The sequence below is a fragment of the Pandoraea morbifera genome (assembly GCF_902459575.1).
Classification (GTDB): domain Bacteria; phylum Pseudomonadota; class Gammaproteobacteria; order Burkholderiales; family Burkholderiaceae; genus Pandoraea; species Pandoraea morbifera.
This window is the reverse complement of record NZ_CABPSD010000003.1, coordinates 131,166-145,429: the sequence shown is the minus strand read 5'-3', so window position 1 is coordinate 145,429 and position 14,264 is coordinate 131,166. Positions and strand designations below refer to the sequence as shown.

The window sequence follows — 14,264 nt, the reverse complement described above, 5'->3', positions numbered from 1 at the left end:
CGTCATGATTCGCGGCGTCGTCGTTCGTCAGATTCCCCGTGTCGATGCCGCCACGCTCGACACGCTTCGCAGCGCTGGCAGCGCCACGGTGCACGAAGCGCAAAGCCGTCTTGGCCTCATGGCCACCTACCTGCGTCCGATTTATCGTGGCGCGTCGGTCGCCGGCAGCGCGGTGACCGTGCTGGCGCCGCCGTCCGACAACTGGATGCTCCACGTCGCGGTGGAACAGGCCCAACCGGGCGACATCGTGGTGGTGGGCGTGACGTCGCCCTGCGACGACGGCTACTTCGGCGACCTGCTCGCCACGTCGATGAAGGCGCGCGGCGTGGCCGGGCTGATTATCGATGCCGGTTGTCGTGACATCGGCACGCTTACCGAGATGCAGTTCCCCGTGTGGTCGAAGGCCGTTTCCGCGCAAGGTACGGTCAAGGAGACGCTCGGCTCGGTGAACGTGCCGGTCGTATGCGCGAACCAGATCGTGAACCCCGGCGACGTGATCGTGGCCGACGACGACGGCGTGGTGGTGGTGCCGTTCGCCACCGCGCGAACGGTTGCCAGGGCGGCCGAGGCGCGCGGCGCGGACGAAGCCTACAAGCGCGGCGTGCTCGCCGGCGGCACGCTCGGACTCGACTATTACAAGATGCGTGAGCGTCTCGCGGCGAAGGGCCTGCGCTATGTCGACTCGCTCGACGAGCTGCAAGGCGAGTGAGGGTCGCGACTTGGCCGACATGAAGCATTCCCAGACGCGCATTCGCGCAGCCGTCATGCGCGGCGGCACCTCGAAGGGGCTGTACTTCCTCGCCGAGGATCTGCCCGCGGATCCCGCCGCGCGCGACGCTGTGCTGCTCGCGGCGATGGGCTCGCCCGACGCGCGCCAGATCGACGGCATGGGCGGCGCGCATTCGCTCACGAGCAAGGTCGCCATCGTCTCGCGTGCGACGCGGCCCGAGGCCGACGTCGACTTTCTGTTTGCACAGGTCTTGGTCGACGAAGCGCGGGTCGACTACGGACAGAACTGCGGCAACATCCTCGCCGGCGTGGGCCCGTTCGCGATCGAGCGCGGACTCGTGGCCGTCGCGGGCAAGGTGACGGAGGTCGGCATTCACATGGTCAATACGGGGCAGGTGGCGGTTGCCACGGTCCAGACCCCGGACGGCATCGTGAAGTACGACGGCGACGTGGCCATCGATGGCGTGCCGGGCACGGCCGCGCCAATCCCGCTGATGTTCCGTGACACCGCAGGCGCGTCGTGCGGTGCGCTGTTTCCGACCGGCGCGCGTCAGGACACGGTCGGGGGCGTGGCGGTGACGTGCATCGACAACGGCATGCCGCTGGTGCTCATGCGCGCGGCGGATCTGGGCGCGACCGGCGCCGAGTCGTGCGAGGCGCTGGAGTCGGGGGCCGATTTCCAGGCGCTGCGCGAGCGTATCGAGGCCATTCGGCTCGCGCTCGGGCCGCGCATGAACCTGGGCGACGTACGCTCGCGCACGGTGCCGAAAATGTGTCTCGTGGCACCGCCGCAGGCCGGTGGCGCGCTCGCGACACGCTGTTTCATTCCGCATCGCTGCCACACGTCCATCGGCGTGCTGGCCGCCGTGAGCGTGGCGACGGCCGCCGCGTTGCCGGGCACCGTCTGCCACGACATGGCGGTGGTACCCGAGGGCGACGCGCCACTGCTCGCCATCGAACATCCGACTGGCGAGTTCACGGTCCGCCTGACGTTGCACCGCGACGCCGATGGCGCGCCCGACGTGACCGGGGCCGGGCTGCTGCGCACGGCGCGCTGGCTCTTCGACGGCGAGGTGTGCATACCGCTTCATGTCTGGGCGCAGGGAGGGAAGCCATGAGCACCGAACGTCCCCCGTTGCTCATGCTTCCCGGCTTGCTCTGCGACCAGGTGGCGTGGGCCGCGACCGCAGCACTGCTGCCGCAATACGATTGCCGCGTTCCCGCGTGGGGCATGCTCGACTCCATCGGGTCGATGGCCGATCACGTGCTGGCTAACACGCCCGAGCCGCGTTTCGCGCTGGCAGGACATTCGATGGGGGGACGCGTGGCGCTCGAAGTCGTGCGCCGCGCCCCACATCGCGTGACGCATCTCGCGTTGCTCGACACCGGCTATCAGGCGCTGCCCGAGGGCGAAGCTGCGGAGAAGGAGCGTACCGGACGCGGCGCCTTGCTCGCGCGCGCGCGTGAGCAAGGCATGCGCGCGATGGGGCAGGTGTGGGCGACCGGCATGGTGCACCCGGACCAGATCGGCACGCCGTTGTTCGTTGCGATTCTCGACATGATCGAGCGCAGCCACCCGGATCAGTTCGCGGCGCAGATTCACGCGCTGCTCGGCCGCCCGGACGCGACATCGCTGCTTGCCGACGTGCGGTGTCCCACGCTCGTATTGTGCGGGCGCCAGGACACGTGGAGTCCGCTGGCCCGTCACGAAATCATGGCCGGCGCGATTCCGGGCGCGGCGTTGTGCGTGGTCGAGGACAGCGGGCACATGAGCCCGATGGAGCGGCCGGAGGATGTCGCCGGCGCGATGCGCGCATGGCTTTCTCAGGCGGAGGCGCGCGCGCGATGACCGAAGGTGTTTCGAACCTCGGCCCCCAATCGGCCAATGCGCTCGATGGTCTCGATGGTCTCGAGCTGTGCCTTGCAAAGCAGGCCTGTCACGACCTCGTCGTGCGTTTCGCCGCGTGCAATGACCGTCGCGACCCGAAGGGGCTCGGGGCCCTGTTCGCCGAGCATGGGGTGCTCGTGCGCCCAGGCGGCGACACCCTCGTGGGCCCCGCGGCGATCGCGCAGGCGTATGCGGCGCGTCCGGCCGACCGGATCACGCGGCATCTCGTGGGCAATGTCCTGATCGATGTCACGTCACCGACGCAGGCGATCGGCAGCAGCATGGTGCTGCTATGGAGCGCCTCGACGCAGGACGCCCCGGGACCTTTCGGCCGTGCGGTGCATGGGCGCCAGGTGATGGGCGAGTTCGACGACACGTTCGTGCGTACCGCGCAAGGCTGGCGCATCGCCCGGCGCGAAGCACGTTTCACTTTCGTACGCGAGGCGTGAGGAGAAAACAGCAACTCACGTCGCGCTGAAAAACGGCGGGCACCGGTGCCGAATGGTGCATCCAGGAGGCGGCGCCAGTTGCCCGACAGTGCAGGAAGGCAGTTGGGAAGGGCAGTAACCGAGACGGCCGCAGTGCCGTTCCACAAAAGGCTGGACCGGCTTCGCGCCAGTTCGGAGGTTGGAGTTGAGGGGCGACCCTCGTAGCTGTGTATTTCAAAAACAAGGGGACAGAAGTGAAAGTGAAACATGCATTGGCCGCAGGCCTGATGCTGGGTGCAGGCCTGGCGCAGGCGCAAAGCAACGTGACGCTGTATGGCATCGTCGATACCGGCGTTGCCTATTACAACAACGCCGCCAATGGCGGCAGCTTCATCGGCGAGCCGACCCTCACCGGCAAGGTGCCGTCGCGCTTCGGCCTGAGGGGCGTGGAAGATCTGGGCGGCGGTCTGAAGGCCGTCTTCACGCTGGAAAACGGCTTCCAGCCGGGTACCGGCAACCTGAACTACGGCGGTCGCCTGTTCGGTCGCCAGGCCAACGTCGGTCTGTCGGGTTCGTGGGGGACGTTCCTCATTGGCCGTCAGAACAACATGACGTTCTACGTCACGGGCAATGCCGATGTGATCGGGCCGTCGATCTTCTCGCTCGCGAGTATCGATCCTTACATCGCCAATGCCCGCAGCGACAGCGCCGTGGGCTACATGGGTAAGTTCGACGGTGTGACCGTCGGTGCGACCTACAGCTTCGGGCGCGACGGGTCGAGCGCGGGCGGGCCGTCGGCCACGAACTGCGCGGGTAACGTCGCCGGCAACTACCAGGCGTGCAAGCAGTTCACCGGCCTGCTGGGCTACGACTACCAGAACTTCGGCATTTCGGCGTCGTACGACCAGATGCGCGGCAACACGGGCGCCGCGGCCCCGCTGACCAGCTCGAACTACACTGACTCGCACTCGGTCATCAACGCCTACTACAAGTGGTCGACGGGACGCGTGGGCGGCGGCTGGATCCACCGCAACGTGAGCGCCGACGCCGCATCGCTGCGCTCGGACATCTACTTCCTCGGCGTGACCTACATGCCGACGATCACCTGGACGTTCGACGCACAGGCCATTCGCTATCAGCTCAAGAGCAAGGCCAACGCGACGATGCTCATCGGCCGCGCCACGTACTCGCTGTCGAAACGCACGTCGCTGTATGGCATGGCCGGCTGGGTGGCGAACAGCCAGAACGGCGCGGTGGCGATCGCGGCCGGCGGCTCGGTCGTGACCGGCGGCAACCAGTTCGGTACGATGCTGGGCATTCAGCACACGTTCTGATCGGGCACCGTTTGTAGTGTCAGAAAACGCGGCATCGCGTGCGTCAAGCACGTGCGACACGTCCGGGGGGGCGAATCGCGCGTGACGCGGTGCTGCGTCACTCCCTGTTGCGCGGCATGCGACGTGGTGGCGGTGTCGCGCACAACGAGAGAGTGATCCGGCAGACGTCGTGCGGCATGACCGTGTGCAGCCGAACATTCCCCGAGCTGCGCCATTGCGTGCGATTTTCCTGCCCGGCCTGGGCAACGTCGGATGGGTTCCCGGGCCGCATTTTTTCTCTCGTGCGTTTCACCCCCGTATTCCGAATGACCCGACCCAAGCCCCCTGACACACCGCTCGCCGAAGGACTGAGCGCGAACGCGCGGCGCATCGCCGTGCCGTCCATCCTGCTGGGCACGTTCCTGGGCAATCTCGACGCCTCGATCGCCAACGTGGCGCTACCGACCATCGCGCGCGACCTGGCCTCCGATCCGGCCTCGACGGTCTGGGTCGTGAACGCCTATCAACTGATCTTCGCGATGGCCGTGCTGCCATTGGCCGCGCTCGGCGAGAAGCTCGGCTACCGGCGAGTGTTTCTCTTCGGCGTGGCGGGCTTCACGCTGGCCTCGGTGGGCTGCGCGCTCGCGCCCAGTCTCGCCTGGCTCGTCGTCGCGCGCGTTGCGCAAGGGCTGTGCGGGGCCTGCATGTCGACGATCGTGCCCGCGTTGTTGCGCATGGTGTTCCCGCCGAATCTGGGCGGACGCGCCATCTCCCTGCTCGCGCTCACGGTCGCGCTGTCCACCGCCGCGGGGCCCAGTGTCGCGGCAGCGATTCTCTCGTTGGGCGACTGGCGATGGCTGTTCGCCATCAATCTGCCGATCGGTGCGGTGGCTTTCGCGGCGTCGTTCCGGTGCCTGCCGCGCACGCCGGGCGCCGTGCGACGCATCGACGTGCCCGGCGCCCTGCTCAATGCGGCGGCGCTCGCGCTTGTCATCATCGGTGTGGGACATCTCGGCGAGGCGGGACGCCGTGGTGTGGCGACGTTGCAGATCATGGCGGGGATCGTCACGGCCGTGCTTCTGGTGCGCCATCAACGCGGGCGCGAAACGCCGTTGCTGCCGCTGGATCTCATGCGCGTGCCGGTGCTGGCGCTGTCGTCGCTCACGTCGGTGGCCTGCTACATGTCGCAGACGCTGTCGTATGTCGGCATGCCGTTCCTGTTGCAGCACACGCTCGGGCGCAGCGAGGCGGTGACCGGCCTGCTCATCACGCCATGGCCGCTGGTCATCGTTTTCGTCGCACCGCTTGCCGGGCGCCTGTCGGACCGCTTCGACAGCACTCGCCTGAGCGCGCTCGGCCTGGGCGTCTTCGCCCTGGGGCTGGCCTCGCTCGCGTGGCTGCCGCCGCACGCCGGCGATTGGGACATCGCCTTGCGCATGGCGCTATGCGGCGTGGGCTTCGGCTTCTTTCAGACGCCCAACAATCGCATCATCATGATGGGCGCACCGCGCGAGCGCAGCGGGGCGGCGAGCGGGTTGATGACGATCGCGCGCACCGTCGGCATGACGCTGGGCGCCGCCGTCGTGGCGCTGCTCTTCGATACGTACGGTGACGACGGCGCGCGTGCGGCCATGGTCGCCGCCACCGCACTCGCGACATTGGGCGGGGTCGTGAGTCTGGTGCGCACGCGCGTGAAGGCTGCCAGGGCTTGAGCGTGGCGCGCCGGTCGGCGGTTCGACGCGACACGGGAGCATTGGCAGGTTGCGCGGAGGGATTTGTCAAAGCGGGCATCGCGCGCTAGCATCGTGCCTTGCCGCCGCCGCGTTGCCTTTCCTTTCCCCGGGAACCGGGAGGCTGCCGGTGCGGCGTCGTCATCTTCCTCCATTTGCTCGCATGATTGCGCTATCTCCGTGCCTTCTTCCCATGTCCTGAGCCGACGCCGACGCGCGCCTCGCGCGCGCAGCGAATATGGCTCGCGGGGTCCGGTCTGGCTGTTCGATCTGGACAACACGCTGCACCGCGCGTCGCACGCGATCTTCCCGCAGATCAATCGCGCGATGACCGCCTACATCGTCGAGAAGCTGGGACTGTCGCACGACGAGGCCAACCGGTTACGCACGGATTACACGTCGCGCTACGGCGCCGTGCTTCTCGGGTTGATCCGGCATCACGCGATCGATCCGCACGAGTTCCTGGCGCGCGTCCACGCGTTGCCGCCGCTGGCCGAGGTGTTGCGCGCGGAGCGCGGCGTCGCCCGCCTGATGGCCGGGCTGCCGGGGCGCAAGATTCTCCTCACGAACGCACCGGCGCACTACGCCCTGCCCATCGTCGAGGCGCTGGGCATCCGCCGCCATTTCGAGCGCTGCGTGAGCATCGAGGATATGGCCGACCGGCGTGCCTGGCGTGCCAAGCCAGACGCCATCATGCTGCGCCGCCTGCTGGCGCGCGAGGGCCTCTCGCCGTATCGCACGTGGCTGGTCGAAGACACGCGCTCGCATCTCAAGCACTTGCGGCACTTCGGCATCAGGACGGTATGGATCACGGGGCATCTGCCTGCCAGAAACAGTGTGGGCGACGCAATGCCGCGCAGTGGGCGCCCACACTACGTGGATATCAAAGTACAATCTCTGCGCGAGTTACGGGCTCGCCTTGCGACCGGGGCCATGGCCCATGCCGCCCGACAATCAAATCCCTACCGATAACGACCAGACGATGCAGCAGGAAAATTCTTCGAGCGGTGCCGGCTATGGCGTCGCCGATGCGCTGGAGGCCGCGCCCGCGCCGGTGAAGACAACCCGTCCCAAACCGGGTGAGCGCCGTGTGCAGGTCTTGCAGACCCTCGCCGCCATGCTCGAGACCCCCAAGGGCGAGAAGATCACCACGGCCGCGCTTGCCGCGCGCCTCGATGTCTCGGAAGCGGCGCTCTATCGCCACTTCGCGAGCAAGGCCCAGATGTTCGAAGGCCTCATCGAGTTCATCGAGCAAACCATCTTCGGACTGATCAACCAGATCTCCGCGCAGGACCAGGACGGCGTGACGCAAGCCCGCGCCATCGTGCTGATGCTGCTCGGTTTCGCGGAAAAGAACCCCGGCATGACCCGCGTGCTGACCGGCGAAGCGCTGGTCGGCGAGCACGAACGTCTGCAGGAGCGCATGAACCAACTGCTCGATCGCATCGAGGCGTCGCTGCGCCAGGTGTTGCGCCTGGCAAGTGCGCAGGGCACGTTGCCAGAAACGTTCGACGCCAACTCGCGCGCCAACCTGCTCGTGTCCTACGTGCTCGGCCGCTGGCATCGCTTCGCCAAGAGCGGTTTCAAGCGCTCGCCGGCCGAAGGGGCCGAACCCCAGGTCTCGGCGCTGCTGCGCTAAGCCAGCCCGTCTGCGCCTGCGGCGCGGATTACGTTATACTTTTGCTACCCGCGACGGGACTGCCGGATCATCGACTGGCCCTGTCGCGACGATTGGCGCGCCGATTTGGTGACTCGCTTGCGGGCGCGCGAATGACCTGGCCAGGGTTTCCCGAGGCTGGGACATTCACTAAAAATGCGGCTAAAGAGGTCGTTCGCGCACGCCGCCGTTTTTCCGTCGACCCCTTTTCCCGCACAGAACACTTCAGGACGCCGTCCATCGATCAATGTCGTCTCGTTGATCCGGGTGCCGGCGCCGGCATGTTTCGGACAGGGATTTATGGAATCTTCAATCGGAATCGTCACGCCGCAGCGGATGCATTTCGCTGAGCCGCTGGCCCTGCAAAACGGCAGCTCGCTCGCCGGGTACGACCTCATGGTCGAGACCTACGGCGAGCTCAATGCCGATCGCAGCAACGCCGTGCTCGTGTGCCACGCGCTCAATGCGTCGCATCACGTGGCGGGCATCGCCGCGGACAATCCGAAGGACGTGGGCTGGTGGGACAACATGGTCGGGCCCGGCAAGCCGCTCGATACCGACCGCTTCTTCGTCATCGGGGTGAACAACCTCGGCTCGTGTTTCGGCTCGACCGGACCGATGAGCGTCGACGAGGCCACGGGTACGCCTTATGGCGCACGCTTCCCGGTCGTGACGGTCGAAGACTGGGTCAACGCTCAGGCGCGCGTGGCCGACGTCTTCGGCATTCACAAGTTCGCGGCCGTGATGGGCGGCAGCCTGGGCGGCATGCAGGCGCTCGCCTGGAGCATCATGTACCCGGAGCGCGTGGGGCATTGTCTGGTGATTGCGTCCACGCCGAAGCTCTCGGCGCAGAATATTGCATTCAACGAAGTGGCCCGCTCGGCCATCCTCTCCGATCCCGACTTTCACGGCGGTGACTACTACGCCCACGGCGTGGTCCCGCGCCGCGGGCTGCGCGTGGCGCGCATGATCGGTCACATCACCTATCTGTCCGACGAGGACATGGCGACGAAGTTCGGGCGGGCGCTGCGGCGCGCAGAAGCGCTCGTCGACGGGGTGAAGGAGGCCGGCAAACGCGGCGGAAGCGGAAACGGTGGCGTGCAGGACGACGGTTACCGCTTCAGTTTCGACGTGGAGTTCGAGGTCGAGTCGTACCTTCGGTACCAGGGCGACAAGTTCGCCGAGTATTTCGACGCAAACACCTATCTGCTGATCACGCGCGCGCTCGATTACTTCGACCCCGCCAGGACGGTGGGCGGCGATCTGGCCAGGGCGCTGGCGCACACTACCGCCAAGTACCTGATCGTGTCGTTCACGACTGACTGGCGTTTCGCACCCGCGCGCTCGCGTGAAATCGTCAAGGCGCTGCTCGACACGCGCCGCACGGTGAGCTACGCGGAAATCGACGCGCCGCATGGGCACGACGCCTTCCTGCTCACCGACTCGCGCTATCACAATCTGGTGCGCGCCTACTACGAACGTATCGCCCGGGAGATTGGGGTATGAGTCAGTCCACCGCACCGGTCACCAGCGCACAGGCGGCGCAACTGGCCGCATCGCGCGGTCGCATTTCGGCCTCGCTGTCGGACCGTCCCGACTTTCGCGTCATTGCCCGATGGATCGAGCCGTCGTCGCAGGTGCTCGATCTCGGTTGCAGCGACGGCTCGCTGCTGCGCCTGCTCATGGACGAGCTCGACGTGAGCGGCTATGGCGTGGAGATCGACGACGCCGGCGTGCTTGCCTCCGCGCAGCGCGGCATCAATGTCATCCAGCAGAACATGGAAGACGGCCTGAAACTGTTCGAGGATCAGAGCTTCGATACGGTGATCCTGTCGCAGACGCTGCAGACCATCCATCGCACGGCGGACATATTGCGCGAGACGGTGCGCGTGGGACGCGAGGCGATCGTCTCGTTTCCGAACTTCGGTTACTGGCCGCACCGGTTGGCCGTCCTGCAGGGCCGCATGCCGGTGTCGAAGAGCCTGCCGTTCCAGTGGCACAACACGCCGAACGTGCGCGTGCTGACGATCAAGGATTTCGAGGCCCTCGCGCCGGACGTCGGCGTGAAAATCCTCGATCGCGCGGTGCTGCACAACGGCCGGCTCGTATCCGTGGGCGCCAACTGGCGTGGTAGTCTTGCGGTCTATCGCGTCAAGCGTTCCTGAACCGACGGCAATCGGCGGGACAGCGAAGCGCCTGGCCCCTGACGGGTGAGGTCAATCAGGGCCGGGTGCCGCGCACCGTCGTCGGCCGGCCCCTATTGTCTTTCCCATGACCGATTCGCTGCCGCCCGACGACGGGCGTGTCTTCCACCCCACGCGGATGCTCATCTGCGTGATTCTCGGCTTCACCTCCGGCCTGCCGCTGTTCATCCTGCTCAATCTCGTGCAGGCGTGGCTGCGCAGCGAACATGTGGATCTCAAGGCGATCGGCCTGTTCGCGCTCATCCAGTTTCCCTATACGTGGAAGTTCCTTTGGGCGCCGCTCATGGATCGCTTCGCGCCCAATATCTTCGGCTGGAAGCCGGGGCGGCGGCGCGGCTGGATGTTCGTCACGCAGTTGCTCGTGGCCGGTGCGGTGGCGCTCATGGGCACCTATTCGCCGCAGCGCGACCTGATGACGATCGCGGCGCTCGCGGCGGCGCTCGCGTTCTTCAGCGCCAGTCTCGACATTTGTCTGGACGCCTACCGACGCGAACTCCTGTCGGATCGCGAGCAGGGCCTCGGCACGGCGATGCACGTGAATGCCTACAAGGTCGCGGGGCTGGTGCCGGGCTCGCTCGCGCTCATCATGGCCGACCATCTGCCCTGGGCGCAGGTGTTCTTCGCAACGGCGGCGTTCATGCTGCCGGGTATCGTCATGACGCTCGTGGTGAAAGAGCCGGAAATTCGAGGCACGCCGCCGAAGACCCTGCGCGAGGCGGTGATCGAGCCGTTCCATGAGTTCGTCTCGCGCGGCGGCTGGTCGCAGGCGCTGCTCGTGCTGGCGTTCATTTTCCTTTACAAGCTGGGCGATTCGATGGCGACGTCGCTGGCGACGTCGTTCTATCTCGACCTGGGCTTCACCAAGACGCAGATCGGCGTGGTGGCCAAGGCCACCAGCCTGTGGGCGAGCGTGGCGGGGGGCATCATCGGCGGGATCTGGCTGATCAAGCTGGGCATCAACCGCGGGTTGTGGGTGTTCGGCGTGCTGCAACTCGTCTCGGTGCTGGGCTTCGCGTGGCTGGCGGAAGCCGGGCCCGTTATTTCGGGCCTGGGTGCGGTGATCGCGTTCGAGGCATTTACCGCCGGGCTCGGCACGGCCGCGTTCACGGCTTACATCGCGCGCACGACCGATCCGCGCTACACCGCGACGCAGTTCGCGCTGTTCACGAGTCTGGCGTCGGTGCCGCGCACGTTCGCGAATGCCGGCACTGGCTACATCGTGGACGGCGTGGGCTGGCTGACGTTCTTTCTCATCTGTACCGTGCTGGCGCTGCCCGGCATGCTGTTGCTGCCCAAGGTCGCCCCGTGGGGCGCGGACGACGGCGACGGCAACGGTGAACTGGCGCCGAGCGCGCCGCACTGAGGGGCTTCGGGCGGCGTCAGCCGCCGCGGAAGCTCACTCGCTGACGCTCGACCACCTGCGTGGCGAAGTCTGCATCGGCGGGAATCGGCTCCCAGAAGAAATCCCACTGAAAGATCGGCAGGAAGTTGAACTTGCGCGAACGGAAGATGCCCCGGTTGCGTTTGAATTCGCTGTACCGGTCACCCTTGAAGGTGCGGTTCACCGACGTGAATGGCAGGATGCGCTCCGCGATGTCGGGGAAGTCCAGGTCGGGATGCGAATCGCGGAAGGCTTCCATCGCGTCGAACTGGTCCTGGCAGATCACCTGAATGGCGGTCTCCGGCATGGCGTACCGCTGCGCCCACAGGACATGCCAGCCCGAGCGCGTTTGGTTGATGAAGTCCGCGAGCGGCTGACTCATGGTGAACGCGTCCGATTCGATGTGCACGATCTTGTCCGCGCCCATGGCCTTCGCCACCGTGAGCGAATGCAGGAAACTGCGCCACCAGCCGGGATAGGCGCTCATGCTTTGTCGTCCGAGGTTGGTCGCGAAGCGCAGTATGCAGTGCTTCGCTTCGAGTGCCCCGGGATCACGCTCGGCGGACACCGTCGGCAAGACGTCCGGCTCGGGCAGCCATGGCGAACCGTCGTCGATCATGATCATCCGGTCGGCCGCGATCGGGCCGTCGCGGTAGAAGTCGAGCCAGCGTCGATATCGCGTCCGCCAGGCGTCGGCATCCTTGATGTAGCTGGTGCAGAAAAGAAGGGTCGTCATGGAAAGTCACGTTCGGCCACGCGGCATGCGCGCGGCGGTTTGCGTGAGTCTGCGATGGGGTAGTGACTCGGATGTGAAACGGACCCGGGCGCGTTCGCGCCAGGCGCCGTATTGTCTTACAGGGCGTGGTCGTAGTCGACGATCAGCGGCGCGTGATCGCTGAACTTGATGTCGCGAAAGACCGAGGTCGTCTTCGCCGCGCTCGCGATGCCCGGCGTGGCGATCTGGTAATCGATGCGCCACCCCACGTTCTTCGCGTAAGCCTGACCGCGGTTGCTCCACCACGTGTACTGGTCCGCACGCGGGTCGAGCGTGCGGAAGACGTCGACGTAGCCATGTTCGTCGAACAACTGCGTAAGCCACGCACGCTCTTCGGGCAGGAAACCGGAGTTCTTCAGGTTGCCCTTCCAGTTCTTGATGTCGATTTCCTTGTGCGCGATGTTCACGTCGCCGCACAGCACGACTTCCCGGCCCGCGGCCTTCAGTGCCAGCAGATGCGGCATGAAGTCGGCCATGAAGCGGAACTTGGCCGCCTGACGTTCCTCTCCGCTCGAACCCGACGGAACGTACACGGAGATCACCGACAACGAACCGTAGCGCACTTCGACATAACGGCCCTCGGCGTCGAACTCGGCGTTGCCCCAGCCGATGAGGATGTCGTCAGGCTCCCGGCGCACGTACACGCCGGCGCCGCTGTAGCCCTTCTTCTCCGCGAAGTGGAAGTAACCCTGATAGTCGTGCGGCTTGAGGAAGTCCGGCGTCATGTCGGGTAGTTGGGCCTTGATTTCCTGAACGCACAGGATGTCGGCCTGCTGGTTGCCGAACCACTCGAAAAAGCCCTTCTTGGCGGCCGATCGCACGCCGTTCAGATTCGCGGTAATGATGCGCATGAGTATCGATGCGCCGCGCTCGCGCGGCTGGGGGAAATGGTCAGCGGCAAGGATACCGCAATCGCCGCGCCGTGTCGGATGGCGAGGGCGCCGCCGATCGGGTTGGGCCGTACCTCGCGAGGGCGAAGACATTGGAATGTCGTCCGCCCCGGTGGCGTCGGCAGGCGGCGACGGCGCGGCCGTATCAATTGCGTCGCGCCGCGCCGGCGATGGCGGCCTTGGCTTCGCCGTCGCCACCCGGGCCGAGGATGTCGCGCGCGAGTGCGAGCCAGCGCCGCGCGGCGTGCGACAAATAGGAATCGCGCCGCCATGCCATGGCCAGATCCCATGGAATTTCCGGATCGCGCACATCGACGATCACGAAGCGTTTGGGATCGAGTCGCGCGCAGAATGGCTCGGGCAGCAGCGCCACCCCCACGCCGTTGTCCACCATCGAGGCGATGAAGTCCCACTGGCTCGAGCGACCCGCGATCTTCGGCGTGAACCCCGCGCGGCGGCACGCGGCGATCACCAGTTCCGAAAGGGCGAAACCCTCCCCATAGAAGACGAAGGGCTCGTCGCGCAATTCACCTAGCCCGACGGACGCTCGCCCGTCCCAGCGCGACTCGCGCGGCGCGACGAGGCGCAGTTGGTAATGGCACACGGGCAGCACGTCGAGAATCGTCGGATCGACCGGCAGCAGCACCGCGCCCAGTTCGATGTCTCCCGCCAGCAGCGCCTGCTCGATGGCGCGCGAGCCGGTCTCGAAGAGTTTCATCTCGATGTCCGGGTAGTGCTGGTGAAACGCACCGATGACCGGGATGAACAGGTCGCCGCCCAACGGCGGAATTCCGATCGACAACTCGCCGCGCGCCACCGTTTCGAGGTCGGCCAACGCCTGCTGCAACCTCGCGTAGGCGGCCAGCACGTCCTGGCCCCGCTCGAACACGACGCGCCCGGCATCGGTCAACTGAAGCCGACGTCCCATGCCGCGCTCCTCGCGCAACATCAGCGGCGTGCCCAATTCGTCTTCCAGCGCCTTGACCATCTTGCTGACCGTTGGCTGGGTCACGAACAAGGCCTCGGCGGCCGCCGTGAAGCTCTGCTGTCGCACAACTTCCACAAATCCTCGCAACGCACGCAGTTCCATGTTGGTTCACTCGTTTGCACCGCATCGGTGCATTTTGCCGAAGCGGCCCGTCCTGCCAGCCTCTTGCATGCACTATAAGGGTTAATACCTAAATTATTCCATATTGGAATCAATTTCATGAGGCTAATTCATTATATTTATGTTGCACCGCTTCCTATACTGCTATCCATGTTGATGTA

14 protein-coding genes are annotated in these 14,264 nt (G+C 66.1%); 11 read left to right on the top strand and 3 right to left on the bottom strand.

The genetic code is table 11. The annotated features are described in order from the left end of the window. The first annotated feature begins 4 nt into the window (after positions 1-4). From PMO31116_RS06795 to PMO31116_RS06745, 11 genes are all read left to right on the top strand, one after another. Positions 5-709, top strand: coding sequence for a 4-carboxy-4-hydroxy-2-oxoadipate aldolase/oxaloacetate decarboxylase (locus PMO31116_RS06795; RefSeq protein WP_174970924.1), 705 nt, complete (start codon positions 5-7; stop codon positions 707-709). Positions 710-728: 19 nt separating this feature from the next. Then, complete coding sequence (locus tag PMO31116_RS06790) at positions 729-1,847, top strand: 4-oxalomesaconate tautomerase (RefSeq protein WP_150566057.1); 1,119 nt, start codon at positions 729-731, stop codon at positions 1,845-1,847. Further along, positions 1,844-2,578, top strand: a complete 735-nt coding sequence (locus PMO31116_RS06785) for an alpha/beta fold hydrolase (RefSeq protein ID WP_246185177.1) — start codon at positions 1,844-1,846, stop codon at positions 2,576-2,578. Before PMO31116_RS06790 ends, PMO31116_RS06785 begins: the two co-directional genes overlap by 4 nt. Next, positions 2,575-3,066 (top strand): nuclear transport factor 2 family protein, encoded by a 492-nt coding sequence (locus PMO31116_RS06780; RefSeq protein WP_150566056.1) that lies wholly within the window; start codon positions 2,575-2,577, stop codon positions 3,064-3,066. The genes PMO31116_RS06785 and PMO31116_RS06780 overlap by 4 nt, the downstream gene beginning before the upstream one ends. Positions 3,067-3,332: 266 nt before the next feature. Next, entirely contained in the window at positions 3,333-4,379 is a 1,047-nt protein-coding gene (locus tag PMO31116_RS06775) for a porin (protein ID WP_174970983.1), read from the top strand. Between the two features lie 305 nt (positions 4,380-4,684). Continuing rightward, complete coding sequence (locus PMO31116_RS06770; protein ID WP_150566054.1) at positions 4,685-6,070, top strand: MFS transporter; 1,386 nt, start codon at positions 4,685-4,687, stop codon at positions 6,068-6,070. Positions 6,071-6,268: 198 nt separating this feature from the next. Then, positions 6,269-7,060 (top strand): HAD-IA family hydrolase, encoded by a 792-nt coding sequence (locus PMO31116_RS06765; protein WP_246185176.1) that lies wholly within the window; start codon positions 6,269-6,271, stop codon positions 7,058-7,060. 10 nt (positions 7,061-7,070) lie between these two features. Next, the gene (gene slmA, locus PMO31116_RS06760; RefSeq protein WP_150566053.1) at positions 7,071-7,727 is read left to right on the top strand and encodes a nucleoid occlusion factor SlmA; all 657 of its coding nucleotides are present in this window, start codon (positions 7,071-7,073) and stop codon (positions 7,725-7,727) included. A 318-nt stretch (positions 7,728-8,045) separates the two neighbouring features. Beyond that, the gene (gene metX, locus PMO31116_RS06755; RefSeq protein WP_150566052.1) at positions 8,046-9,251 is read left to right on the top strand and encodes a homoserine O-acetyltransferase MetX; all 1,206 of its coding nucleotides are present in this window, start codon (positions 8,046-8,048) and stop codon (positions 9,249-9,251) included. After that, positions 9,248-9,910 carry a methionine biosynthesis protein MetW gene (metW, locus tag PMO31116_RS06750; protein ID WP_246185175.1) on the top strand — a complete coding sequence of 221 codons (663 nt, stop codon included), beginning with the start codon at positions 9,248-9,250 and terminating at the stop codon, positions 9,908-9,910. The genes metX and metW overlap by 4 nt, the downstream gene beginning before the upstream one ends. Positions 9,911-10,016: 106 nt before the next feature. Then, a complete protein-coding gene (locus PMO31116_RS06745) occupies positions 10,017-11,312 on the top strand; it encodes an AmpG family muropeptide MFS transporter (RefSeq protein ID WP_023598041.1) in 1,296 nt (431 codons plus the stop codon). 16 nt (positions 11,313-11,328) lie between these two features. Here the strand turns inward: PMO31116_RS06745 and PMO31116_RS06740 are convergent, their stop codons facing one another. The 3 genes from PMO31116_RS06740 to PMO31116_RS06730 all read right to left on the bottom strand — a co-directional run bounded on the left by PMO31116_RS06740 (position 11,329) and on the right by PMO31116_RS06730 (position 14,085). Further along, positions 11,329-12,066, bottom strand: a complete 738-nt coding sequence (locus tag PMO31116_RS06740) for a hypothetical protein (RefSeq protein WP_150566051.1) — start codon at positions 12,064-12,066, stop codon at positions 11,329-11,331. 116 nt (positions 12,067-12,182) lie between these two features. Then, the gene (locus PMO31116_RS06735; protein WP_150566050.1) at positions 12,183-12,956 is read right to left on the bottom strand and encodes an exodeoxyribonuclease III; all 774 of its coding nucleotides are present in this window, start codon (positions 12,954-12,956) and stop codon (positions 12,183-12,185) included. Between the two features lie 184 nt (positions 12,957-13,140). Next, a complete protein-coding gene (locus PMO31116_RS06730; RefSeq protein ID WP_150566049.1) occupies positions 13,141-14,085 on the bottom strand; it encodes a LysR family transcriptional regulator in 945 nt (314 codons plus the stop codon). Between the last annotated feature and the right edge of the window lie 179 nt (positions 14,086-14,264).